18 protein-coding genes are annotated in these 24919 nt (G+C 53.8%); 10 read left to right on the top strand and 8 right to left on the bottom strand.

Translation table 11 applies throughout. The features are described from left to right. Positions 1-22 precede the first annotated feature (22 nt). Entirely contained in the window at positions 23-580 is a 558-nt protein-coding gene (locus tag RDV48_04740; protein MDQ7822082.1) for a 2-oxoacid:acceptor oxidoreductase family protein, read from the top strand. On the opposite strand, the gene RDV48_04745 is transcribed toward RDV48_04740, so the two are convergent. Both RDV48_04745 and RDV48_04750 read right to left on the bottom strand, forming a co-directional pair. Further along, complete coding sequence (locus RDV48_04745; protein MDQ7822083.1) at positions 581-1438, bottom strand: hypothetical protein; 858 nt, start codon at positions 1436-1438, stop codon at positions 581-583. Beyond that, positions 1326-6284, bottom strand: a complete 4959-nt coding sequence (locus tag RDV48_04750) for a tetratricopeptide repeat protein (protein MDQ7822084.1) — start codon at positions 6282-6284, stop codon at positions 1326-1328. The genes RDV48_04745 and RDV48_04750 overlap by 113 nt, the downstream gene beginning before the upstream one ends. A gap of 165 nt (positions 6285-6449) precedes the next feature. Between RDV48_04750 and RDV48_04755 the strand changes: the two genes are divergently transcribed. The 8 genes from RDV48_04755 to RDV48_04790 all read left to right on the top strand — a co-directional run bounded on the left by RDV48_04755 (position 6450) and on the right by RDV48_04790 (position 17336). Then, entirely contained in the window at positions 6450-8672 is a 2223-nt protein-coding gene (locus RDV48_04755) for an adenylate/guanylate cyclase domain-containing protein (GenBank protein MDQ7822085.1), read from the top strand. Continuing rightward, entirely contained in the window at positions 8653-9669 is a 1017-nt protein-coding gene (locus tag RDV48_04760; GenBank protein MDQ7822086.1) for a hypothetical protein, read from the top strand. The genes RDV48_04755 and RDV48_04760 overlap by 20 nt, the downstream gene beginning before the upstream one ends. Continuing rightward, positions 9669-10712, top strand: a complete 1044-nt coding sequence (gene mtnA, locus RDV48_04765; protein ID MDQ7822087.1) for an S-methyl-5-thioribose-1-phosphate isomerase — start codon at positions 9669-9671, stop codon at positions 10710-10712. Before RDV48_04760 ends, mtnA begins: the two co-directional genes overlap by 1 nt. A 32-nt stretch (positions 10713-10744) precedes the next feature. Next, the gene (holA, locus tag RDV48_04770; protein ID MDQ7822088.1) at positions 10745-11809 is read left to right on the top strand and encodes a DNA polymerase III subunit delta; all 1065 of its coding nucleotides are present in this window, start codon (positions 10745-10747) and stop codon (positions 11807-11809) included. Between the two features lie 73 nt (positions 11810-11882). Beyond that, a complete protein-coding gene (locus tag RDV48_04775; protein MDQ7822089.1) occupies positions 11883-13472 on the top strand; it encodes an NAD(P)H-hydrate dehydratase in 1590 nt (529 codons plus the stop codon). Between the two features lie 49 nt (positions 13473-13521). Continuing rightward, positions 13522-14004, top strand: coding sequence for a CBS domain-containing protein (locus RDV48_04780; GenBank protein MDQ7822090.1), 483 nt, complete (start codon positions 13522-13524; stop codon positions 14002-14004). A 108-nt stretch (positions 14005-14112) separates the two neighbouring features. Then, positions 14113-15555 (top strand): proline--tRNA ligase, encoded by a 1443-nt coding sequence (proS, locus tag RDV48_04785; GenBank protein MDQ7822091.1) that lies wholly within the window; start codon positions 14113-14115, stop codon positions 15553-15555. Between the two features lie 11 nt (positions 15556-15566). Beyond that, complete coding sequence (locus RDV48_04790; protein MDQ7822092.1) at positions 15567-17336, top strand: hypothetical protein; 1770 nt, start codon at positions 15567-15569, stop codon at positions 17334-17336. Here the strand turns inward: RDV48_04790 and RDV48_04795 are convergent, their stop codons facing one another. Further along, positions 17337-17933, bottom strand: coding sequence for an indolepyruvate oxidoreductase subunit beta (locus RDV48_04795; GenBank protein MDQ7822093.1), 597 nt, complete (start codon positions 17931-17933; stop codon positions 17337-17339). Continuing rightward, positions 17926-19797, bottom strand: coding sequence for an indolepyruvate ferredoxin oxidoreductase subunit alpha (iorA, locus tag RDV48_04800; GenBank protein ID MDQ7822094.1), 1872 nt, complete (start codon positions 19795-19797; stop codon positions 17926-17928). The genes RDV48_04795 and iorA overlap by 8 nt, the downstream gene beginning before the upstream one ends. A 196-nt stretch (positions 19798-19993) precedes the next feature. On the opposite strand from iorA, the gene RDV48_04805 reads away from it, so the two are divergent. Further along, a complete protein-coding gene (locus RDV48_04805; protein ID MDQ7822095.1) occupies positions 19994-20848 on the top strand; it encodes a DUF6263 family protein in 855 nt (284 codons plus the stop codon). Positions 20849-21003: 155 nt separating this feature from the next. On the opposite strand, the gene rpsI is transcribed toward RDV48_04805, so the two are convergent. From rpsI to RDV48_04825, 4 genes are all read right to left on the bottom strand, one after another. Further along, on the bottom strand, positions 21004-21420 hold the full coding sequence (rpsI, locus tag RDV48_04810) for a 30S ribosomal protein S9 (GenBank protein MDQ7822096.1): 417 nt from the start codon (positions 21418-21420) through the stop codon (positions 21004-21006). 11 nt (positions 21421-21431) lie between these two features. Next, positions 21432-21860 carry a 50S ribosomal protein L13 gene (gene rplM / locus RDV48_04815; GenBank protein MDQ7822097.1) on the bottom strand — a complete coding sequence of 143 codons (429 nt, stop codon included), beginning with the start codon at positions 21858-21860 and terminating at the stop codon, positions 21432-21434. A gap of 119 nt (positions 21861-21979) precedes the next feature. Continuing rightward, entirely contained in the window at positions 21980-23809 is a 1830-nt protein-coding gene (locus RDV48_04820) for a nucleoside-diphosphate sugar epimerase/dehydratase (protein ID MDQ7822098.1), read from the bottom strand. A gap of 39 nt (positions 23810-23848) precedes the next feature. Then, the gene (locus RDV48_04825) at positions 23849-24859 is read right to left on the bottom strand and encodes an SPASM domain-containing protein (protein MDQ7822099.1); all 1011 of its coding nucleotides are present in this window, start codon (positions 24857-24859) and stop codon (positions 23849-23851) included. Positions 24860-24919 lie beyond the last annotated feature (60 nt).

Below are 24919 nucleotides of genomic sequence, written 5' to 3' on the forward strand. Positions count from 1 at the left end.
GACAGGTGGTAAGGAGACTGATATGGAACGATGCGAGATAATACTGGCAGGTATCGGCGGCCAGGGACTTCTGCTGGCGGGCCTCATTCTCGGGGATTCGGCAGCCATTGGGGAAAAAAAGCACGCCGTGCAGATAGAATCATATGCACCCCTCGCCCGGGGGGGCGCAAGCAAGTCGGAGATAATCATAAGCACCAATGAGATCGACTATCCCAAGATCCAGAAAGCCGATGTGCTTGTGGCCCTCTCCAAGGAAGCCCTCGCCTCCTCAATGAACAGGGTAAAGCCAGACGGCCTTATCGTCCTCGACTCCACGGTGCCCCTGCCCGGCGAGGACCGCAGAATACTCCATGTACCCCTCACCCAGATTGCCGTTGAAACAACAGGGAAGGCCTTTACTGTCTCAATAGTGGCCCTGGGGCTCGTTGCACGCATTACCGGCGTTGTGGGGATCACATCGATACTCACGTCAATCGGCTTCCGCGCACCGACAGGAACTGAGGATATCAACAGGAAGGCCGCCGAAGCGGGATACAAAACAGCTGAAAACTATCTTCCCTCGGCAAAGGATGTGGCCTGATTATTTCTGCACCTTCTTTTTGATCTGCACCGAGAGTTCGTATTCCAGCTTTTCGACTGACGGGGGGTTGTTGGTAAAGAAGATGACGCGCCGGCTCTCACCTGGCGCGAGCCGATCGATTGAAACTACATCATCCTTGTAGACTTCGCCCTTCGGGTAGCGGAATATACAGTGAGCCTCTATGTTTTCCGCCGGCCTGCCCCTCTCATTCTTCACATCTGCATATATCCTGAGCAAGGTGACCTGTTTCAGCACATTGGTGACGGCATCCTCCAGGAAAAGTGATATCACCACCCCTTTCCTCTTCCTTGTGCCTTCTGCAGGCCTGTCACCGGCCCTGCCCGTTTCCTTGCCGGCTTCCGCAGCAGGAGGGGCCACGTCAAAAGTGTTTATATTCAGCTTGTTGCGGCTCTGGTCAAACTCAATCTTGTAGCCCAGCTCTCTTGCGAGGGCCTTCAGGGGAAGATAGACCATCCCCTGGTATTCAAGACCTTTCTGGGGAAGCTCCTTCTCTCCGATCTTCACCCACAGGGTGCTGGGATCCCACGAGAGATCCTCTCTTCTGTAGACTCTTACAAGCTCCTGCGCAGGGACAAATATCTCGTCAACCACCACGATATATTCTGTCTTGAGAGGACGATCGTCAACGGAGAGGGAGAGTATCTCGCCCCGGGCAGCCGAGGAAGCCAGGACAATAAAAAGAGCAAGAAGAATTGCGGCAAGGAGGGACCCGGTAAGGCCCTTCTCAGAGGCGGCGCTTCTTTTTCCGCCTTCTCCTCCTCCGGGCATCGCTGTCATCATCATCGCCTCCAGAGGCTTCGTCGGATTCATCGGCGGTATCATCAGCAGCTTCTCCATCAGAGAAGATCTCATCAGCGATTTCCAGCAGCATTGGTATCTCAAACACCGGCGTCTCCTCTGCTGCTTCCTGCAGCAGGGCGCTCTCGTCACCTGCTTTGCCTGCTTGTCTTCTCTCCGCCGGGCGCGGTGAGGGGGGGGCACTCTCTTCGTCTCCCGGGAACAGTATTTCTTCCCGGGGCGATTCACTGACAGGCTCTTCTGCCTGCTCCTTCTCCGGGTGCGGCAGGGTTTCAGGGCCTGTCCCAAGCTCTTTCTCTATCAGCACGATCCGCTCCTTGAGGTCACCGGCAAGATCTTTCTCACCGATGAGCTCCCTCACCTTCTTGAACTCAGCCTCTTTATCATCCTTCCTGTCAATGAGGGCAACCATGCGCACCCTTGCCTCAATATGCTTCTGATCGATGCCCAGGGCCTCCTCAAGCATTCTTTTTTCGGCATCAAACTTCTGCATCCTGTGATAGCTGTCAGCCAGATTGACAAACACCTCGGGGGTCTTCTTCTGGTGGAGGACCTTCTGGTACTGCACCGCTGCAAGAGAATGCTTTTCGTGCTGTTCATAGAGCCTGGCAAGGGCAAGGGGGAAATCTGCCTTCTGAGGATAGGCCGAGATATAGCGCTTGTATTCATCAACGGCCTGCCTGACAAGGCTGGCTTCAAGGAGAGCCGGCACAGTCTGCTTGAGTCTCTCCGGGTTATCTGCGGGAAGCTCAAGGATTGCTGCAGCAGCCTTTTCTACCCCCTCACTATTGCCTGTCCTGTGGTAGAGGGGGAGGAGGCGGCAATAATAATGGGTCTGCGACGGAGCACTGGCAAGAATGCTCTCAATATGCTCAATAGCGGCGGCGGGATTCTCAAGGAGCACTTCCACTTCGGCAAGTTTCTCCAGCGCTTTTATGTGGGATCCCTCTTCGTCAAGCACCTTCCTGAAATGCTCCCGGGCCTTGGGGTAATTTTTCTTGACAAGCGCCTCCAGTCCCGCCTGGAACTCCTGTTTTACCGCCTGCTCCTTCTCATAGGAGAAGACCTCTTCGCTCTCCCGGGGAACCGCAGGCTCGCTCTTGACACTCTCCTTCCCTGGCTCCTCCTCATGAGTGGAAATGCCTTTGAGAAGCTCTTCATCAAAAAACGAGGCCACCTCCTTCTCAAAGGAATACTCCTCGCTGAACACGGGAGGGAGGGGCGCCTCAGAGGGGCCTGAAGGGCCTTCGTGCCGGGAAGAAGGGGGCTGCTTTTCAGCCTCATCATCAGCGCTTGGCACCTCGGCAATGAGCTCAAGAATATCATCATCAGCAAAGAAGGGAAGAACTTCATCGGGCTCTGCCGGTTCGGTCTTGTCCGCAGCAGCCTCGGGAGCTTTCTCTTCTTCCCCCGGAACCTTCGGACTCTCAAGCTCAGACGGCGGTGCGGCTTCTTCTCTCAGGGCGTCCTTCTCTGCGAGTGCCAGCAGGACATATTCATCGTCTCCCTGGGCAGTCGCCAGGTCGAAAGCCTTGGAGAAAAGCTCCTGTGCTGAAGGGGCACCGCTCTTTTCCTTTTCAATGAGACCGAGGTAATAGAAAGCCCTGTAATTCTGAGGCTCATGCTTCATTATCTTACTGAATTGTGATGCTGCAGCATCGAAGCTGCCTTCCTCGAAGAGCTTTCTCCCTTTTTCAAAGGGGGATATGGCCTCGGGAAGCTTTGGAGCCTCTGGTTCCTGCTCCACGGGCGCTGGCTCCGGCTTCACTGCAGCCTTTTCCTGCTCCCCGGAGAGCACCTCGAGATCGATGTCATCAAAACCCTCCGGGAGGACGATTCCTTCCGGCAGTGCCGAGGCCTTCTCCTTTACAGGCTCCTCTTTTGCCTTGGGTGGCTCCACAAAGGGCTCGGGTTTTGCGGCCTCCTCCATTGCCTGCCTCGCTTTTGCTTCCTCCTGTTCCGCCTCTTTCTTGAGGAGCATTTCTATGTCAGGAAGGATAGGTATATCCAGACATTCTTCCGCGCTGAGCAGCAGGGGATCAATCTCCTCCTTGACAGGTTCTGCCGCCTTGGGGCGCTCCGGCAGGGGCGCCTCAGCACTTTTGACAGGTGCTTCTTTCCGGGGCTCTACAAAAGGCTCGGGTCTTGAAGGCTCCTCCTTTACCTCGGGCGGCTCCACCACAGGCTCAGGCTTCAAAGGCTCCTCCTTTGCCTCGGGCGGCTCCACCACAGGCTCAGGCTTCAAAGGCTCCTCCTTTACCTCGGGCGGCTCCACTACAGGCTCAGGCTTCAAAGGCTCCTCTTTTACCTTGGGCGGCTCCACTACAGGCTCAGGCTTCAAAGGCTCCTCTTTTACCTCGGGCGGCTCCACTACAGGCTCAGGCTTCAAAGGCTCCTCCTTCACTTTGGGCGGCTCCACAAAAGTGACCGGCTCGGGGAGGGCTTCCTCCTTTGCCTGCACAGGGGGAGGTTCCTTCTCGGCTTGTGGTTCGGCCTGAGGCTCAGGCTGGGGCTCGGCCTTTGGGGGAGGAGCAGGAGGGGCCTCTGGTGCGGCAGCCCGTACGGGAGGCTCTTCCTTGAGGGAGGGGGAGCCTGCTTCGGCGGTGAGCCCGAGCTCGAGGGAAAGGTCGGGAGGGCTCGATATAAAATCCCGATCGTCAAAAGAGGGGAGGAACATTCCCTCATTAAGCCCCGGCATAAGGCCATCCGGAAGGGCGACCCTGGCGTCGGCAGGTATTTTTTCCCTGAGATCCGCACCATGCCCTTCTCCGTGGATCGCGACAGGCGCTTCGGCGGAAACAGCTTCCATGGGCTTAACGGGCTTGGGTGCGACACGCTTCTCGCCAAAGAGCTCCGCCAGCGCCTCCTGGGCCTCTTCATGATCAGGGGCAATCCTGATGATATTGTAGTATTCCTGCTTTGCAAGATCGACTTTCTGCAGCCTCTGATAGAGCTTTGCCAGGGCAAGGTGATAATCAACCTCTTCAGGTGAAAGCGCCGAGGCCCTCTGGTACTGCTCAATTGCCCGGTTTATCTCATTCACATCTTCATAGGCCTTTGCAAACATATAGCGTGCATGGGCATCATCGGGATTTTCATTGATAACGGCAGCAAAAAGCCCCGTACCTTTTTCCACTTTGCCTGACTTCATAAGCGCCGAAGCATATTTCATCTTCATCTGCAGATCATCGGGTGAGAGTTCGAAAGCCTTCTCATAATGGACGAGGGCTTCCTTGTTATCATTCATGGCGATAAGGGCATCACCCATGTCACAGAAGGCTGGCGCATACTGGGGGTTGGCCTTCACTGCCTGGGTGAAATATTCAAGGGCCTCCTTCATCTGGTTCCGGAAGTGGGCAAAGACCACTCCGAGACCATGGAGCGAAGGAGCATGATCGGGCTGGGTACTGATGGCCTTCTGAAACTCCTCGTACGCGAAATCGCTTTCCTTGATATCAATGAAAGACATTCCCAGCTCATAATGAGCATCGACAGAACGGGGATCTATCTCCAGGACCTTGCGGAGCTCAACAATTGCGTCATCAAAGCGGTCAACCTTCTTGTAAATGAGGGCCAGTTCAAGATGGGTCGCCATCTCGCTCGGCTTGAGGTCGATGGCTTTGTTGAGGTTCTCAATGGCCTCTTTCATCATGTTCTGCCTGGAGTAGGCAAGGGAAAGCTGCTGGTAGTATGACGCCTCGGAAGGTGACAGCTCAAGCGCCTTCCTGAGCTCCTCAATGGCTTTGGGATAATTGCCGGTCTGGATATATGAGAGACCCAGATTGTAAAAGGCGAAGGCATCCTTCGGGTTGAGGGCGGCGGCATGGTAGAAATGATTGATAGCCCGCTCATAATTATTGACCCTGAAATAGGCAGTGCCCAGCTGGTAATGGGCATAGGCATCGGCAGGGTTGATCTTGAGGGCGTTTTCAAGACTGTCTATGGCCTTTTTTGTGTCCCCCATCTGCAGGCAGAGGGAGCCGAGCTGGTAATAGGCCTCAGCGTATTTCGGATCGCATTCGATTGCCCTCTCGTATTCCATAATGGCAAAATCAGGACGGTAAATCGCCTCACAGGCCTTGGCAAGCGAAAAATGCACTTCAGGGTTTGACTTGTCGTAATCAATGGACTTCTGGAAGGCCTTGATGGCCAGCTTATTGTTTCCCTGCTTGAAATATACCCTCCCCAGCCCGTAGTATATCTTGTAGTTATCGGCATCCAGCTCAAGAGCCCGTTCATACTGTTGCACTGCCAGGGCAATCATGTTCTCTTTTTCATAAGTGATTCCGAGGTTCAGGTAGGCATCGGCATATTTGGGGTTTACATTGATGGCACTCTTATACTGCATGATCGAATACTTGTTCTGCCCGAGGGCGGAATAGACATCGCCGGCCTTCACATAGGCTTCCCACAGCTTCGGGTTGATATCGACGGCCTTTTTGAGGCTCTGCAGCGAGAGCTCGGGCCTGTCAAAGAACTTGTAGGCAAGGCCGAGCTGGTAGTGGGCATAGGCATTATCGGGGCTTATCATGATAGGACGCTGGAACTGGCTGAGCGATTCCTCGATGCGCTTCTTGTAATAAATGGCAAAGGAGGGATCCTTGATCCAGTTGATAACGGTGGGATCAATATCAAAGGCCTTCTGCCACTCGTCAAGGGCGCGGGCAAGCTCATCCTGCCTGGCGAAAAGGAAGCCCATATGGAGGCGGGCCCTGGCATGGCGGGTGTTGAGCCTGATGCACTGCTCATAGCCCTTGTATGCCTCGTTGAAATCGTTAGCCTCCTCGAAGGCCATTGCGAGGCCGAAATGGGCCTCGGGGTCATCGGGATTCAGCTTTACGAGGGTCGAGTATTTCTGGAGAGAATAACTCGCCTTCTCAGCCATTCTATCAACTCCTCACCATGCTCTTTGATACAGCTTCCCCCCGGCGGCAGGCTCCCGCCGGGATAAAACTCAGTACTATTATACAGGAAAAACCACGTAAATTAAACCAGAAGGTATTTCGCTCTCAGCACCAGGCTTTTTCTGGCATACATAAGAGTCCCCCCTGTGGAGATAATTTCTCCCAGCATTGCCGATTTCCTCCATGAGCTTGCCGGTGAAGGTGAAAGAGTTGCCATGGAGAATTATCAAAAAGAGAGAGAAAAGGCTTCACACCGGAAGGTTTCAATGGCTCCAGGGAAAACTCCAAAGACCGTCAGAAGGCCTCTTCTTCCTTTTCTGCTCCTGGGCGTCATGATAGGTTTTCTTGGATACTGGCTGACGACACTGAAAATAGGGCATTACTTCGATATAGCCGGGATTTATGACCACTATGAGCGGCAGCTCCTCTACAATCGATTTGAATGGAGGGCTGAGAATAAAAACTACCCTCTCCCGCTCGATGACCGTATCGCCATCATAGCAATAGACGACAGGAGCCTTGACAATGATAGGCTGCCCCTTATCTACTGGAACAAGTACTATGTGCCTGTTTTCAGCATGCTTCTTGAAGGCGGCGCCAGGGTTATCGGCTTTGACGTGTATCAAGGCCTCTCCATTGAGGAATCACTGCAGCAGATTCTCGATGAAAAGGCCTTTGATGCGGCAAAGGAGTACTTGAAAAAGGGCTTTACTTTTGATGAGTGGCGTGATGACTTACTGCCGGAGCTCCCCATAAGCAAGAAAGACAACGAGCTTGCCATGCTTCTCATGGAGAAGAAAAAGATCATCCTGCCCTGTCAGGTCCTTTCAGGCAAAGAAATTGTCCGTCCAATCGATCTCATAGCTCTTGCTTCAGGAAGAGAAACATGGGGAGTTGTCACTTTGCCGACATTTCCCGATGGCGTGGTCATTTTCAATCAGTTCTCATTTTTATGGAAGCCCCATGCCAACGAAGAAAGAACTGAAGGGAATAAGAGCTCTTCAGCGGACGTATCTGAGGAAAACAGCGAAACGCTCTATAGTTTTGCCGTGCGTATCCTTGAGAAATTCAGCGGGAGTTCTCTTGAAATGAAAAGTGACGGTGCCTCAATAGGGAAGCTAGGCCTCCCGCTTGACAGCGGCCAGAGGCTCTGGATTAACTACCGGCGACCCGTCGATTATCAGAATGACAAGACCATTGCCTATTCATTCATTGATGTCCTGAAAAAGGCCAGCAATAATGACGCTGAGTTCTTCAAAGAGAATTTCGAGGGCAGAATCGTGCTTATAGGTTGCACGAGCCTTGCCATGGGAGACATGCATAAAAGTCCCTATATTGATGCCAGTGGCGATTTACTGAAACTGCCCGGCATTGAGATCCACGGACACACGTTGAGCACCATCCTTCAGCAGGACTTCCTCACCCTCACCCCCCCGGCTTACAGGTGCCTCATTTTTGTTTTTCTCTGCCTCCTCTCAAGCCTTATGGCAGCCCGCACGAGGCCGCTGGTGGCAGTTATTCTGAACGGGCTCCTCATGGTGACTTATATCGCGATCACCTTCGGGCTCTTTTTTTTCAGAAGCATCTGGGTGGACACCCTCGCCGCCTTCATCATCATCCCGAACTTTGCGGCCCTCTCCCTTTACCGGTATTATACCGAAGAGCGTGAGAGAGAAAAGCTCAGGAAAATCTTCGGGCGCTATGTGTCGAAGAACGTGATGGAGGCCATCACCGGCAACCCGAAGCTCCTCGCGCTTGGGGGCTCGCGCAGAAAAGTGACCATTCTCTTCTCAGACATCAACAATTTCACGCCCACCTCGGAAGGCCTCACCCCAGAAGAGCTTATCGGCTGCCTTAACAGCTACTTCAAGGAGATGAACGCCATCATTATGAAGTACAACGGCACCATCAAGCAGTTTGTCGGCGACGAGATCATGGTCATCTACGGCGCGCCCGTTGACCAGGATGACCAGGCGGTGAGGGCCGTGAACACCGCCCTTGAGATGGTGGATCGCCTCAACGAGATGAAGGCCGCCGCCCCCACAGGCAAGGCAGGGTTCTACGAGGTCAAGATCGGCATCCACACCGGCGAGGTGGTGGCGGGAAACGTGGGATCAGAGGACCGCACCGAGTACGCGGCCGTCGGCGACAATGTGAACCTCACGTCACGAATAGAAGGCCTCAACAAGAAACTGGGCACCTTCATCCTGATCAGTGAGGAAACCTACAGCGAGGTGAATGGAAAAGTCGAGAATGTGGCGTATGTTCCCTTCCCGCCCCAGGAGGTGAAAGGGAAAAAGAAGCTGCTTACCGTATTTGAGGTAAAAAGACCAGTTATAGGAGGAAAGAATGAAGAAAATCAGCCTTAGAAAGACTCTCGTGCACTTCCTGTGCATTTCCCTGCTCGCTTTTCTGGCCCTGATGGGAGAAAAAGCAGCCGCCTGCTACGGAGCCAACGCAGGGATCATTACCGATCTCAAGGGGAAAGTCACCCTCACAAAGCAGCAAAGAGCAGAAAAAGCGAGGCTTCTGGACTTGCTTCCCCCCGGCGCGAAGCTCTCGGGAGGCAAGCAGACGCGCCTCACCGTCACTTTTTCCAAAGACGGCCACACAGAGACTGTCACTGGAGAATTCTATGTGGTGGTCCAGGAAAACAGCCTTAAGATTATAAAAGGAACTGCCATCGCTCCTCCAAAGCCTGACAAGAACCCCGTGGGCCTGATACCCCAGGAGGTATCGCTTGCAAGCGCGGGAGCCCTCAGGACAAGAACAGGCCCTTCCTTTGACATCGCCGAGCTCTCGCCACTCTCACCGGTCAACGAAGAATACATTGACACGCTGCAGCCCACTTTCCGATGGAATTCTTTTGACAAGGGAACAGCCTACAAATTCCTGCTGCTCCATGACATGGAGAGCGCCACTAAATTTCCCGGAGTCATAATAAGGGAACAGGGAAAAGTACCCTTTCCCCGTGAATGGGGAGATCTCGTGTATGGCCACCATTATGAATGGAAGCTTTCCAACTCCCCGATCTGGGATGAATCCAAAGGGATGACCGAACCCCTTTTCTTCCATATCATCAATAGCGAATTCCTTACCGAGCTCAGGAAAGCCGAAGAACAGGCGAAACAGCTCTATGAAAAGAATCCCGGAAATCTCTCCCCTTATGTGACCCTCATCTCGCTCTATTTGAATCGCCTTCTTTATAACAAGGCCCTCGCAAAAGCACAGGAGCTCGTCGCGAAAAGACCCAATGACCCCAACGTGCACAACCTCCTGGGAGGAATTTATAACGCAATGAATCTGAAGGACCTCAGTGAAGCCGAGTTTAAAAAAGTCAACAAACTGGAGGCTGGCTCCAAATAATGAAACAGCTCATATGGAATGACAAAGAACTCCATATCCTGGACCAGCGGAAGCTCCCCCTCACCGAGGAGTACCTCGTCCTTACCGACTACCGCCATGTCATGGAAGCCATAAAGACACTCGCCGTGAGGGGGGCTCCCCTGATAGGAGTCACTGCCTCGATGGCGCTCGTGATGGCAGCCAGGGAAATAAGGGAAGACTCCCTTGAAGCCTTTCTTGCCGCGCTCGGCGAAGCCCAGCAGGCACTACGCTCCACGAGGCCGACGGCAGTCAACCTCATGTGGGCCCTTGACAGGATGATGCAGTGCGCTGAAAAGGCTCCGGGAGGGCCGGAGCTCATTAAAAAGGCCCTTCTTGCCGAAGCGCTGGCCATATGGCATGAAGATGAGGAGCTTTGCAGAAGGATCGGGGAGGCGGGAGAGGCTCTTATCCCCGACGGGGCAGGAGTACTCACGCACTGTAATACCGGGAGCCTCGCCACGGCCGGGATAGGAACGGCCCTCGGCGCCATCAGAACTGCAGTGAAGAGGGGGAAAAAGATCCATGTCTATGTGGATGAGACAAGGCCACTCCTCCAGGGCGCCCGTCTCACTGCCTGGGAGCTCACCCAGGACGGGATCCCCTTCACCCTTATCAGCGACAACATGGCGGGCCACTTCATGCGCAAGGGGAAGATATCTCTTGCCATCACCGGCGCCGACAGGATAGCCGCAAACGGCGACGCGGCCAACAAGATAGGCACTTACACGGTGGCCCTCCTCTCCCAGGCCCATCATATTCCCTTCTATATCGCAGCGCCCTATTCAACGGTGGACCTCTCCATCGCCACAGGCGACGAGATACGCATCGAGGAGCGCAGCAGCGAGGAAGTGACCTCTTTCGGCGGCGTCACCGTCGCACCGCCGGGAGCGAGAGCGGCCAACCCCGCCTTTGATGTGACTCCCCATGACTTGATTGCCGCCATCGTCACCGACAGGGGCATCATTGAAAAGCCTTTTGAAAGGAACCTCCGCGAGGCTCTCATGGCCGGAAACTCCCGGTGAACCGGGGTCTGCAGGGCGATCGCGGGAACCATATGAATACAGCAGGAGCAGCGCTCAGTTTCGGACAGCTTCTTGAAGGGAAAGAGAAAAAAGGCTCCCACCTTTATTACCTTGAAGGCGCTGACGAGTTTCTGCTGAGGGAAGCCCAGCGCCATCTCAAGGCCAGGCTTCTCGATCCCTCCCTCAGCGACTTCAACTACTCGAGGATCGTCGGGGCAAAAGATGTCAAAGCCGCCGCAATCAATGCCCTCTGCCAGGAGTTCCCCCTCATGTCCCCGCTCCGCGTCGTGGCTCTCGAAGAGGTGCAGAAAATGAAGGAGGAGGAGACCGAAAGGCTTGCCTCGTACTTCGCCGATCTGCCGAAAACCACCGTGGTTATTCTTTCCTTTAACACCTCGGCACCGCAGAAAGGGAAGAATCCGCTGGGAAAAAAGCTTGAGAGCCTCATCAGGGCAAAGGCAGTGCAGGTGCAGTGCTCCATGGCGGAAAGGGAGGCCGAGGAATGGATTATAGCCCACCTCAAGCGCTCGGGGTACGAAATACGGCAGGACGCGGCTCTCCTTCTGCGAAAGAGAATAGGGAACGACCTTTGGCTCATCTCGGAGGAACTCAATAAGCTCAAGGCATACTGCGGGAACCGCAAGATCATCTCGAGAACCGATATAGAATCCATTTCAGCCTATACTCCCCAGGCACAGATGTACCATATCACCGATTCCATTATGAGAGGCAACGCCGACGGAGCCCTCAAGGCATTTTATGAGCTCACGGCCACCGAAGAGCCTTCACTTGGCATGATGAGCTATCTGTTCAGGTTTTTCATGGGAGTCATTGATGCACAGAGGCTTTTCCAGGAGACGGGCTCAGCGCGGGAAGTGGCACGGATCCAGAGAAAATCAGAGTACGTGGTGAGAAAGAACCTTGAGCTCGCGTCGAGCATCACGGGAAGCCACGTTTACAAGATCGCCGATGCTCTGCTGCAGGCCGACCTCTCAATCAAGAAGGGCAAGGACAGAAGAATTGTCTTTGAGATGCTCATCATTCACCTCTGCGGGCTCTTCAGGAAAAGGGAGCGTTTCTCCCGGGATGCAGAATAGGACCATGGCGGAAGGAAAAGTGAGCGACATGGAAGAAGACCATAAGTGATCAGCCTTTCTCCATGGAGTCCCGATGAAAGTCGCATCAAGTGCAGAAATGCAGGCCATTGATCGAATCACTATTGAGGAGAGAGGTGTTCCCTCTTCGACCCTCATGGAATGCGCCGGCCTTGCAGCTCTCAAGGTTTTCCGTTCACGCTTCCCTCTTGAGGGAAAATCGGTGCTCATACTCTGCGGCCCAGGCAACAACGGGGGCGACGGCCTTGTCATGGCGAGGCATCTCCTCAAGCTTCCCGTGAAGCCCGTGGCGGTCCTCACGGGCCTGCCGGAAAAACTCACGGGCGATGCTCTCTCTCAATTTACCATCCTCAGGAACCTGGGAGTGCCCCCTGTCAGTATCACAGAAGAGTCGCACCTCGCATGCCTCGGCGAGCTCATAAGCTCCGCCGACTATATTGTTGATGCCCTGCTGGGCACAGGCCTCAAGAATCCCGTGAGGAGCCTCTTCGCATCGATCATCACGAGAATTAACGAATCGGGAAAGCCTGTAATCGCCGTGGATATTCCCTCGGGAATTGACGGCACCTCGGGGCACGTGATGGGCGTGGCAGTACGTGCTGCCCTTACAATCACCATGGGGCTCCCCAAGCTCGGGCTCCTTCTCTACCCCGGCGCTCTCTACGCCGGAGAGGTAGTCGTTGCCGACATCGGCTTCCCGGAGAGTCTTGTTGAAAAACCGGAACTTATGGCGGAGATCAGTGAACCCGAAAAACTTGCCTCATGGCTCCCGGGGCGCCCCGGGAATGCCCATAAGGGAAGCTGCGGAAAAGTGATGATCTTTGCCGGCTCACCGGGATATACAGGCGCCGCAGCCCTTGCCTGCGAGGCCTGCCACAGAGCTGGAGCGGGGCTTGTCACCCTCGCCGTTCCCGAGAGCCTCCACCTGCTCATGGAGGGGAAGCTTACCGAGACCATCACCAGGCCCTATCCCGATCTGCACGGCGCGGACGAAGTGGAACAGGCCTTAAAGATACTCCTCTCCCTCGCCGGGGAGGCCGATGCAGTGGCAGTGGGCCCCGGCATAGGGCGGCTGCCGGCGGTTCAGGATCTTACGGAAAAGCTCATCACAGGCATTGGGAAGCCGGCTGTCCTTGACGCCGACGCCCTCTTCCCTCCGATCATTGAAGGGCACGGCATGGCTCTCCCTGTCCTCACCCCTCACCCCGGCGAGATGGCGCGCCTCATGGGGGTCCCGACAGAGGAAATCACGGGGAATCCTCTCCATTACGGCAGGGCATGTGCCCAAAAATACAGGGCCTCTACGGTGCTCAAGGGCTCGCACAGCCTTATTTCAGATCCTGAAGGCCACACCTCTGTGAATGCCTCTGGCAATTCTGCAATGGCCACGGCAGGCATGGGCGACGTGCTCACGGGAATCATTGCAGGGCTCCTGGCACAGGGAATGAGCCCCCACAGGGCTGCCGTCCTGGGAGCTTTCATTCATGGGCTTGCTGGTGATTTTGCCGCGTGCCATATCGGCCCGAGGGGCCTCAAGGCCTCTGATCTCCTGGGACATATCCCGGAAATTCTCGGGCACCTCTCCTGCGGCAGCTTCGATAAGCTTGAGCCCTTTAAGCCTGTAAAGAAAGTCACCTTATGGTGATCCATAATCACAGGGCGGAATCCACCGCCCATGAAAGGCTGGTGACATTATGAAGGCGGCAGACGTGATGACCAGGGAAGTGCTGAAAGTGTTCCCCGATACTCCGATACAGGAGATTGCGAAAATCATCCACGAGCACAGGATAAGCGGCGTTCCTGTCGTCACCAAGGGTGACGAGATCGTGGGAATCGTCACTGAGGGAGACCTTATTATCAAGCTTGCAAGGCCTCACATGCCCCCCCATATCGAGATCCTGGGCGGGATCTTCTACCTCAGGCGCCCCCAGGATATGGATGAGGAGCTGAAAAAGATAACGGCCGTCCTTGCCAGGGACATTATGACAGAAAAGGTAATCACCGTGACGGAGGAGTGCGAGATTGAAGACATTGCCTCCATCATGGTGAGCAAAAAAATCAACCACATCCCTGTCGTGAGGGAGGGAAAACTCGTGGGAATAGTCTCACGGGGCGATCTCATTGACACCATGGTGGAAAAGCATAAAGACGACAACGAAATTCCCGATGCTCCCTAGAGTCAGGGGGAGAGCACCTGGCGGCAGCCGCGGGAAATGAGGCCCTGAAGGAAGTATCTTCCTACTGCAGAACTAACAAAGGTGCACACTCAAGATAAGGAGCCTGCGATGAAAGAAACTGCAACAGAATTTGTGAAAGAAATCCCCTCAAAATCAGAGAATTTTTCTGACTGGTACACTTCGGTAATCCTGAAAGGTGAGCTGGCCGACTATTCCCCCGTGAGAGGCTGCATGGTGATAAGGCCTTACGGGTTTGCCATATGGGAGAACATCCAGCACCATCTCAACCTGCGCTTCAGGGAGACGGGCCACAGGAACGCCTATTTTCCTCTTTTCATCCCCGAGAGCTTTCTGAAAAAGGAGGCGGAACATGTCGAGGGTTTTGCTCCCCAGGTGGCCTGGGTCACCCGCGGCGGCACGGAGGAACTTACAGAGCCTCTCGTGGTGCGCCCCACCTCAGAGGCGATAATCTGCAGCATGTACGCGAAATGGATAAAGAGCTACCGCGATCTCCCCGTCCTCATCAACCAGTGGTGCAACGTGGTGCGGTGGGAAAAAGCCACAAGGCTCTTTCTCAGGACCACCGAGTTTCTCTGGCAGGAGGGCCATACGGCTCACAGGACCGCCGAGGAAGCCGAGGCTGAAACCCTGCAGATGCTCACCATATACAGGGAATTTGCAGAAAATATCCTCGCCATCCCCGTGCTGTGGGGCAAAAAGACAGAGGGGGAAAAATTCGCGGGAGCGGTCCATACTTACACCATTGAGGCTCTCATGCCCGATGGGCAGGCTCTCCAGGCCGGCACCTCCCATAACCTGGGCACTCACTTCTCCAAGGCCTTCAATATCAAGTTCCTTGACAGCGACAACACGGAAAAATACGTCTGGCAGACCTCATGGGGCGTTTCAACCCGCATCATGGGAGCCCTCATCATGGCCCATGGCGACGACAGGGGACTCGCCTTCCCGCCCATGGTGGCTCCCACCCAGGTGGTCCTGGTGCCCATCTTCTACAAGAGCAGGGATGAAGTGCTTGCCAAGGCCCAGCAACTGAAGAGCGAGCTTGCAAAAAAATTCAGGGTTGAGCTTGATGACCGCGATGAATACAAGCCCGGATGGAAGTTCAACGAGTGGGAGATGAAAGGCGTCCCCCTCAGGATAGAGCTGGGACCCCGGGACCTGGAAGAACACAAAGTGACACTGGTATCGAGGGTTGATCACCAGAAAACGCAGGTGCCCATCGAGAACCTGGAAGAGACCGTGGAGCGCACCCTGGCCTCCATCCAGCAGAAATTCCTGGAGAAGGCCCGCCATCACCTTATGAGCAACATTTTCCCCGTGGAATCCGTTGAACAGTTCATGGCCATCAAGGACAGCCAGAGAGGGTTTTACAAGGCGGCCTGGTGCGGCCGCGAGGAGTGCTCCACAAAGATCGCCGAGGCCACAAAGACCACGCCGCGGTGTATCTCGCTTGAGGAAAAAACCGAAGGTCCCTGCCTTCAGTGCTCGCAGAAAGGCTCTCACGTAATCTATTTTGCCCGTGCATACTAGGAGGGAACAATATGAAAGTGATCAGTATTCCGCCTGAAAGCGCCCTCTTTCTGAACCGGCTCACCGCCGTGAAGGGAGGGGAGGAGCTCGACCTCATCGAGGAGATAAAGCACTACCGGGTCTTTCACCAGTTCACCCTGCAGTGGCTCCAGGGGAAATCAGCCCTCACCGATGAGGAGCAGACGAGGCTCTCCAATGCCCTTTACCTTCTCCAGAGAAGAGAGGAGCTCCTCAACGAGATAGAGACCAGGGGCCTGGACGACGGCCTCTATGACGAGCTCAGGAAAATAGAGTTCGAAATAGCCGATACCTTCACTGCTCTCACCCAGGAACGGGAGAAATCACCCATTTCCCCCATCCCTGCCGTCAATGAGCTGCTCATGAGCACCTGGGCTTCCATCCACAGGGAAGCCCCCCTGGAGCGTGTAAAAGAAGCGCTTGACGTGGCAAATGGGTACCTCCGGAACCTGGAAGGTGATTACAATGCCATTGCCCATACCTTCAAAGAAGAGGTGAAGCATGAATTCGCCCTTGGCTTTGAAGTCACAAAAACCGCCCTCGCCGACATTGGGAGCGCCCTTCTCTCAGGTGACAGGGCGGCCCTGGAAGGCCCTTCAGGAAGGCTGAAGGAGGGGAGCGGCCTTTTGAATTATTACCTCGAATGGCAACAGTCGCAGGAAGAGAAGCTCCTGACCCAGTTTAACAGGTTCAACATCCCCTTCATAGGTCCCGACCTGCAGATACTCCTCGAGGAGATGAGAGAGGGGAACTACTCGGAGGAGAAGCTCCTTCTGATAAAGGAATTCTCACTCCCGAAGCTTCTTCAGTTCTGGGAGGCCACCAACGAAAGGCTTTTTATCAAGCCGTCACAGAAACTGGAGCTGCTGGAGAAAATGGATGAGGCGCTTCAGGCGCTCCAGGCAGCCTTTGAGAGCTTGAAGGAGAACACCGGGGCCTCGATTGACCACTATGAGGAATGCCTTCAGAAGCTTTCGTCCCTCTTTACCGCTATTGACCACGAAACCCTTCACTGGAACAGCCTCATCGGTACAGGAGGGGAACTCCTGGGAGAGGCCATAAAAAATGTCTACTACGGCACCCTTCCGGACTTTGCCCTCGAGGAGGTCATAGGCTATTTCAAGTATACTCCCCAGGTGAGCTACCTGGAAGAGGGCATCGCACAGCTTGAGGCCTATTTCCAGGATCACAACAGGGAGCGGCTTCTTCACGGCCTTGAGCACATCCTCGCGGTGCTGCCCGGAAAAGAAGAGGAGGCAGACTCGCAGGTCTCCACGATCCCATGCGCATACTGCGGCACTGCCAATGAGCCGGCCAGGGCGTTCTGCTCCAAATGCAACGCGCGCCTTATGTTTAAGGAAGCGATAATTCTTGACCAGGACCAGGAAAAGGAGGGAGTTGAAGAGAAGCCGGTCAACCTTATGGAACTGCCCCTGCCTGCAACAGCGGAGCCTCTCATCAGGCTGGTGAACACCATCGAAAAAGGCACGGTCAATGACGAGGATGCCAAGTCGTACCTTTACTCCTTCAGGAACCTCGTGGAGAATGCCAAGAAAGAGATTGCCGCCGACAAATCGCTTCCCCCGGAAGGCAAGGAAAAAATGAAAGCGCTCATGGAGGTCTTTTCTGAGGCTGCCGCTGAAGCGATACAGTACCTCTCAAGCCATGACAGCGCAGTTATTCACAGGGCCCTCAGGAAAATCTCAGAGGCATCGGTGAATGCCCGGAGACTGGGCGAGCCTCAGGAAGCCCGGGAGGAGTGATTACTGCTTTTTTCCGGCCTCGTAGCCCATCTGGAAGGCCTTCAGGTTAAGGTCAAGCCACCGGGGAGCGATTCTCTTCCTGAGCGCTGCCTCTACGGCCTCCCTGGCAAGAACGAAATTCTCAAGGGCCACCATGGCCCCGAGCATAACTATATTTCCCGCCACGGTGCTCCCCGCGCTCCTTGCAATCTCAAGGGCCGGGACGGCGATTACCTTCAACCCCCCGTTTCTCATGTTCTCTATGAGCTTCTCGACCTTGGGATAGGCGCCCTGCCCCAGAGAGACCCCCGGCGGCACAAGGGGATCCGTATTGGTTACTATCCCCGTGCGGGGCGAGGCTTTCTCCAGGGTCCTGTAGGTCTCGACAGGCTCAAAGCCGAGAATGACATCGGCCTCGCCCTTTGCCACAAGGGGACTTTCAAAATCCCCTATCTTCATCTCCGTGGTCACTACGCCGCCGCGCTGGGCCATGCCATGGACCTCACTCATGACCGCCTTGAGGCCCTCCTCTATTGCTGCCGTCCCCAGTATATCAGAGACGGTAAGTATTCCCTGGCCGCCAACGCCTACTATTACAAGCTGTAAATTTCTACTCATTGCTCCTCACCTCGATTGATTTAGTGGGACACACCTGGGCACAGACGCCGCAGCCGTCACAGAGCGCCCTGTTTATGAAAACATTTCTCTCCTCACTGGAAAAGGCAGGGCAGGCGAACTGCGTTACGCAGACAAGGCAGTGAGAGCATGTCTCCTGGTTCACCTCAAAGGTCTTCCATTCGCCCTTCTTCCTGCGCTCCCTGTCGGCAACAAGAGCGCACTCCCTCCGGGAGACAATGACGGAAAGGCCTTCATGGCCAAGCGCTTCCTGGAATGTCTCAACAGTTGCATTGAGATCATAAGGATCAACAACTTTTACGAATTCAACGCCTATTGCCTTGACAAGCTTCTCGATGTCAACGGCGGGAGCCTTCATGCCATTGACTTCGCAGGCGATTCCGGGATGAGGCTGGTGGCCTGTCATCGCCGTGGTCCTGTTGTCAAGAATCACCAGCAGAAAGCTGTGGGCATTGTGATAGGCACTGATAAGCCCTGTCACACCGGAGTGAAAGAAGGTGCTGTCCCCTATAAAGGAGACCACCTTCTTTCCCGTAGCCCTCGAGATCCCGCAGGCAGTCCCCACGCTTGATCCCATGCAGAGAAGGTAATCAGCCATTGACTGGGGCGCCATGATACCGAGGGTGTAGCACCCGATATCAGTGGGAAAAATGGCATCCTTAATCTTGGCCTTTCTTAATGCCACTTTGACGGCATGGTAGGTAGCCCTGTGGGAGCAGCCGGGACAGAGCACGGGGGGACGCGGGGGAAGCGTCAGGGCCTCCACTTCAACACACTCTACTGTATATGGCACACCACGCCATTCACAGAGGGCCTTCTTCAGAATGTCAGGGCTGTATTCATACATCACCGAAAAAAGACCGTCTCGCTTGCCCCGTATCCTTGCGGTGATGCCTTCCCTCTGGGAGAGCACTCTTACGGCATTTTCCAGGTAGGGGTCAAGCTCTTCCACGATAAGCACATCCTCGCAGCTCCTGAGAAAATCAGAAATCTTTTTTTCAGGAAGGGGGGCCGTCATTCCCAGCTTGAGGACCCGCACATCCATTTTCATCGCCCTCGCCGCGTCCATGACATAATTATAGGCGCACCCGGAGGTGATAATTCCATAGGGCGACTTATCCCCCACCTGCTCGACAAAGTTGTACGGCGACTGTTCAGACATTTCTCTTGCTTTTACAAGTTTCTGCTGCAGCTCGCGGTGCATGGTCCTTGCAAAAGCGGGAACGGGAACCCATCGTGAGGGATTTTTTTCGAAATCACCCTGCCTTCTCCCCCCCGTAATCTCTCCAAAGGTCACTACAGAGCGGATATGGGCAACCCGCGTAGTAGTCCTCACGAGAAAGGGAAGCTCCAGCGCCTCCGACAGCTCAAACCCTTTCTTCATCATCTCATAGGCCTCGACGGGATCGGAAGGCTCAAGCATCGGTGCCCTTGATATCTCAGAAAAATAGCGGGTATCCTGCTCATTCTGAGAGGAGTGCATCGAGGGATCATCAGCGACAATCACCAGAAACCCCCCTCTTGTCCCGGTGTACACCGCTGTCATGAAGGGATCGGAAGCCACGTTCAATCCCACATGCTTCATGAACACCATGCTTCTCAGGCTGCAGGCGGCAGCTGAGGCTGCGACTTCCATCGCCACCTTTTCATTAATGGAGAACTCAAACGAGACCCCCGCCGGGCCTGCAATTTCCGAGAGCACATCTCCGATTTCCGATGAGGGAGTGCCTGGGTACGTGGCAGCGAAATTGAGGCCTCCTTCAAGGGCGCCTCTTACCAGTGCCTCATTCCCAAGCACAAAGTACTTATCACCGGCTTTCCCTTCCAGTATATCTCGTGGTTTCACAACTACCTCCTTGGCCGGGCTCTGTACTTTGATATTCTTTTACGATTCCTGCAGGGATAGCGTCTCCAGAGCCGCGATCTTATATGGTGTATAGAGTTTCTTTCTTGAGAGGAAAAAACCTTTTGGTCAATAAAGAGGAATATAGGGGTATGTGAAGAATCTTCTATGCCTAATCAACATAAGGAGCGTTCAGAATATGAACCCACGCACAATTCTCTCGATACTTATTATCGCCCTCCTTGTCATCCCGATGGCCGGGTGCGGCAAGAAGGTGGTGAATCTGGAATACCGCCTCCCCAAGGATGATTTGTCAAAGTACAAGATCTCCACGAGCTCCACGATAAACACCACGGCTTCAGACGGTAAAAACTCCACCATGAAGACCACCACTGATGCGGAAATCTCCCAGAAGGTCAAGGACGTCAGCAAAACAGGCGATCTCGTCCTCGATGTCACTTACAACAACGTGAAGATCACCCTTGAGAGGGACGGGAAAACCCAGACCATGCCCACAGGCGCCCTCGATGGAAAAACAGTCAACATGAAAATGTCCAAAAAGGGCAAGCTCCTTGAAGTCGAAGGAGAGGAAATTGACTCCGGAGGAGGCATGAAACAGCTCTCCCAGATGAACGCCGTATTTCCCGATAAACCGGTGAAAATTGGTGACACCTGGGAGAACACCGACACCTCCGACATTCCCCTGGGGGCCCCGGAGCTTAAAATGGTCCAGAAGGTGACAAGCAAATATACCTTCCAGTCCATTGAAAAGATGAACAACATTGAATGTGCGAAGGTGACAGTGGCAGCCACGCTCAACCAGGAAGTGCAGAAGGGGAAAGACGTGGACAAGCTTCCCGTGAAAATTGACGGCAAGGGCGAGGGCAAAGTGGATGGCACATTCTATTTCGGCATCACCAAGGGGAAAGTGGTCAAGGCTGAGATGATCATGGACATGGACAATACCATGAACATCCAGCAGAAAGCTAAAAAGGCTTCCACAAGCACAAAAGTGAAGATGAACATGTCAATGGAGCTCATTAACGCCAACTAAACCTCGGGATTCATATCAGGTAAGCAAAGCAGCCTGCAGGAAATCACTCCTCCAGGCTGCTTTATTTTTGCCTTCATGCCGCACCGCATGCGGAAAAAATTACACGCACCCATGGAAGGTGCGTGTAAAATAATCCCAAAATGCGGCGATGCAATTTAACGCTTGGTCCACTGAAAGCCCTTGCGCGCGCGCTTGCGGCCGTATTTCTTTCTTTCCTTCTCTCTGGGATCCCTGGTGAGGAGACCATCTTTCTTGAGAGGGGAGCGAAGGGTTTCATCAAATATGACAAGCGCCCGGGAAATGCCATGGCGGATCGCGCCAGCCTGGCCTGCGATGCCGCCTCCCACCGATTTGGCGATGACATCAAACTTGTCCTGAAGCTTGACCAGCTCAAGAGGCTTGCGCACCTGGAGCTCCATGATCTTTCTTCCAAAATACTGCTCGATAGGCCGGCTGTTGATGCTGATATTTCCTTTACCAGGCATGAGCCATACCCTTGCAATGGCAGTCTTCCTTCTTCCCGTCGCGTAGTAGCTCGTAGTCTTTTGTGAAGTTTTTGCCCTGGCCATCATGATCCTCCAAATTATATCTCCAGTTTTTCTGGTTTCTGAGCGCTATGCGGATGTTCTACACCGCTATATACCTTGAGCTTCTTAAGACGCGGCGCCCGCATCTTGTTATTGGGCAGCATTCCTTTCACTGCCTCGAGAATCAGCCTCTCGGGATGCTTCTTATGCACTTCCAGAGCCGTCCGCTGCCTTAATCCCCCGGGATAACTGCTGTGACGGTAATAAATCTTGTCACTCCATTTCTTGCCCGTGAGCTTCACCTTGTCAGCATTGACCACTACCACGAAATCGCCTATATCCATATAGTGCACGTACTCTGGTTTATGCTTTCCTATGAGGATTTTGGCTATTCCCGTTGCCAGTCTCCCCAGTACCTTGTTCTCTGCATCGACAATAAACCACTTTTTCTCTATATCCTTGATGCTTACAAAAGGAGTATCCAACGAAAACCCTCCCATGACTCATTTTTTTAATAACAGCTTTTACATTCTAATATAAAAAACCGAATATGTCAAGAGATTTTCTCTATCCTTCTTATCCATCACGTGATCCCATGAAAATTTCAGGGATCCTGCGCCGCATTCTTGGCGCAGGAGAAGAGCTTGACGCCGTCAAGAAGGAGCTTCTTCACGGTCTCTTCATTATTTTTTTCAAGAGCGGCTTCAAGGTCACTCAGCATCTTTTCCATGGCATCCCTGTCAAGAGCACAGCTGTGGACCTTGAGAATTTTCTCAACGCCTGTGGGACTGATGGTCTCGCCGACATTGACAAGCTCCTCCTCGAGCTTCTCACCGGGCCTTGAGCCCTGTATCTCGATCCTGATGTCCCTGCCGACCTCATATCCCGAGAGGCGGATCAGGTTCTTTGCGAGATCAAGGATTTTAATAGGTTTTCCCATGTCGAGCATGTAAATCTCACCTCTCTCCCCGATGGCACCTGCCTGAATCACCAGCTGCACCGCCTCAGGAATGGTCATGAAATAACGGGTCATGTCGGCATGAGTCACCGTCACGGGGCCGCCGCTTTTTATCTGGTGCTTGAACGTGGGGATAACGCTCCCCCGTGAGCCAAGGACATTTCCGAAACGGACTGCAATAAATTTGGTCGATGAGTGGGCAGCCCCCGTGGCGACCAGAATCTCGGCAATCCGCTTTGAGGCCCCCATGACGCTTACCGGATTCACTGCCTTGTCAGTGGAGAGGAAGATAAAGCGTTCAACTCCATATTTGCCTGCTGCCTCAACAAGATTCCTTGTGCCCTTGACATTATTCTTTATAGCCTCGCGGCTGTTGTGCTCCATGAGCGGTACATGCTTATGGGCGGCAGCATGAAATACCACCTGAGGCCTGACATTCTCAAAGAGCCAGTTCAGCATCGACCGGTCCTTGATATCTCCGATTACGGTTCTGAGAGGAATCGCGGTATGTGACGAGAGCTCCAGCCATATCTCATGAATGCTGTTTTCGCCATGGCCGAGCAGCACGAGCTCACGGGGCTCAAGCCGGAGCACCTGGCGGCAGATCTCGCTCCCGATGGAGCCTCCGGCGCCCGTCACCAGGACAGTATTGTTCTTGATATAGCTGGAAAGCCTTTCAAGATCGAGAGTCACCGGAGCACGCTCCAGCAGATCCTCGATCTGCACTTCACGTATCTGGTTTACCGCGATTTTTCCATCAAGTATCTCTGATATGCTCGGGATGATCTTGAGGGCCACCTTGAGCTTTTCGCAGCGCGACACAAGCTCCCTCACGTAGCTGGGAGAAGAAAGGGCAATGATGAGCTCATCAATGCTTTTGTTCTCAATGACCTTCGCGATGGTTTCCTTGGTGCCGAGCACGGGGACCCCATGTATCATCACATGAGCCCGGGTGAGGTCATCATCAATAAAGCCGACGGGAATATACCCCGCTCCCTTCTGGCGCTGCATTTCTCTTAAGGCCAGCTCTCCTATATCATTGGCACCGACGATCAGGACCCTCTTCTGCTGAACGCTTTTGTGAGGGCGTGCCCTCTCGCTCACAAGCCTGAGAACGAAGCGGATTCCTCCAAGGAAAAATATGTTTGCGAACCAGGCAATGGCGACAATGCCGCGGGGGAAAACCGATCCTGAGGTGACGAAGCTGAAGATAAGATAGGGTGCAAGAGCTGTGGACACGGCATACACGATGGTGATAAGCTCATAAAGCCCGGCATAACGCCATACCTTTTCATAAAGGCCAAAGAGGTAAAAGACCACCACGCAGACAGGAGCTATAGTGAAAAAATAGAGGCAGGGCGTGATGAACCGAGCAGGAATCTCTCCTTCAAAGCGGATGAGGATAGAGAGGCCTATGGCACAGGCTGAAAGAATGAGATCGACGCCCATAAAGAGAAACTTGCCGCTTATTTTCACTTTTGAGTGCCCCCGCCTGTCCTTGATTGTCCATGCATTTTAGACCGCATAAAGCCCGCTGCAACGGGAACATATGGGGAGCCTGCCTTGACGGATCAGCTCAGTCCTGAAATGCCTCATGGATTCATTGTTCCATACAGAGGCAATTGTATCCTCATTGATATGGCCGATGATAATATCAGGATAATCATTGCAGGTAACAATTTCACCGTTTTCGAGGACATTTGCGGCATACCAGGGGATATGGCAGCGCTCAATTCCTGATGTATAGTCATAATCCTTGTAATAATCGGAAATCTGCCAGGGTTTAAGAGCCGGGAAGAAAGAGTAAGGGATCCGGTGAGGTTTTTTCCGAATCCTCATGATGTCCCTTAAGAGGGCCGAAGGCTCGAGGCCCTCTCTGTCAAGCAGATAACGCTCCCAGGAAAGAGAGGGACTGTTAAAGGTATCCATAAGGAAATTATTGTATCCATGGCCTTTCTGCTCATCAACAGTGAAGGGATGGCAGAATATGAAGCGTTCAATGCCCAGATCCTCGGCAAGGTCCAGGATGTCAGAGAGAAAATGATAATTCTCCTTGGTGATCATCAAGGTGCCGGTAATCAGGGGATTTCGGCTCTTTTTTTCCTTCCTCACCCTGAGGAGGGCCCGCATGCCGCTTTCCATTTCCTCATAAGCATTGGACCGTGGATTCAAGTTCTTATAGACCTGCTGTGTACCGTCAAGCGAGATCACAAGCTCAGCGATTTGATTTTCCACGAGAGAAGGCGCCAGATTCTCCAGATTATGGCCCCTGGTGGCAAGCACGCAATAGATCTTCCTCTCCCCAATTGTCTCCAGTACTGAGGCTATATAAGGGTGGGAAAGAGGCTCGCTCCCCCAGAGATAGATGTTTGAGCGCATCTGGGAGACCTCCTCGAGAAGCTTGGCGAAAAGGGAGGAAGAGAGGTAGTTATCGCTTTCCCTGCGCTGGCTGGACTTTAACGGGGAGCATCCGAAGGATCCGAACTGCCCATATATGAGGGTTTCCGAGTTTTCGGGGGGGGTCATCCTCACATTGACCACTTTTGGGAGACCTGGGCACTGAGCCTGTGAGATCCAATAGTGCCA

The organism is Candidatus Eremiobacterota bacterium (assembly GCA_031082125.1).
GTDB lineage: Bacteria > Vulcanimicrobiota > CADAWZ01 > CADAWZ01 > Ess09-12 > Ess09-12.

Bases quoted from the DNA above. Each gene is read 5' to 3' on its own strand.
- RDV48_04805 (MDQ7822095.1), top strand. From the start codon at position 19,994: ATGAACCCACGCACAATTCTCTCGATACTTATTATCGCCCTCCTTGTC.
- mtnA (MDQ7822087.1), top strand. From the start codon at position 9,669: ATGAAACAGCTCATATGGAATGACAAAGAACTCCATATCCTGGACCAG.
- RDV48_04745 (MDQ7822083.1), bottom strand. From the start codon at position 1,438: ATGGAGAAGCTGCTGATGATACCGCCGATGAATCCGACGAAGCCTCTG.
- RDV48_04795 (MDQ7822093.1), bottom strand. From the start codon at position 17,933: ATGAGTAGAAATTTACAGCTTGTAATAGTAGGCGTTGGCGGCCAGGGA.
- RDV48_04740 (MDQ7822082.1), top strand. From the start codon at position 23: ATGGAACGATGCGAGATAATACTGGCAGGTATCGGCGGCCAGGGACTT.
- RDV48_04750 (MDQ7822084.1), bottom strand. From the start codon at position 6,284: ATGGCTGAGAAGGCGAGTTATTCTCTCCAGAAATACTCGACCCTCGTA.
- holA (MDQ7822088.1), top strand. From the start codon at position 10,745: ATGAATACAGCAGGAGCAGCGCTCAGTTTCGGACAGCTTCTTGAAGGG.
- RDV48_04780 (MDQ7822090.1), top strand. From the start codon at position 13,522: ATGAAGGCGGCAGACGTGATGACCAGGGAAGTGCTGAAAGTGTTCCCC.
- RDV48_04775 (MDQ7822089.1), top strand. From the start codon at position 11,883: ATGAAAGTCGCATCAAGTGCAGAAATGCAGGCCATTGATCGAATCACT.
- RDV48_04825 (MDQ7822099.1), bottom strand. From the start codon at position 24,859: ATGACCCCCCCCGAAAACTCGGAAACCCTCATATATGGGCAGTTCGGA.
- RDV48_04760 (MDQ7822086.1), top strand. From the start codon at position 8,653: ATGAAGAAAATCAGCCTTAGAAAGACTCTCGTGCACTTCCTGTGCATT.
- proS (MDQ7822091.1), top strand. From the start codon at position 14,113: ATGAAAGAAACTGCAACAGAATTTGTGAAAGAAATCCCCTCAAAATCA.
- RDV48_04790 (MDQ7822092.1), top strand. From the start codon at position 15,567: ATGAAAGTGATCAGTATTCCGCCTGAAAGCGCCCTCTTTCTGAACCGG.
- rpsI (MDQ7822096.1), bottom strand. From the start codon at position 21,420: ATGATGGCCAGGGCAAAAACTTCACAAAAGACTACGAGCTACTACGCG.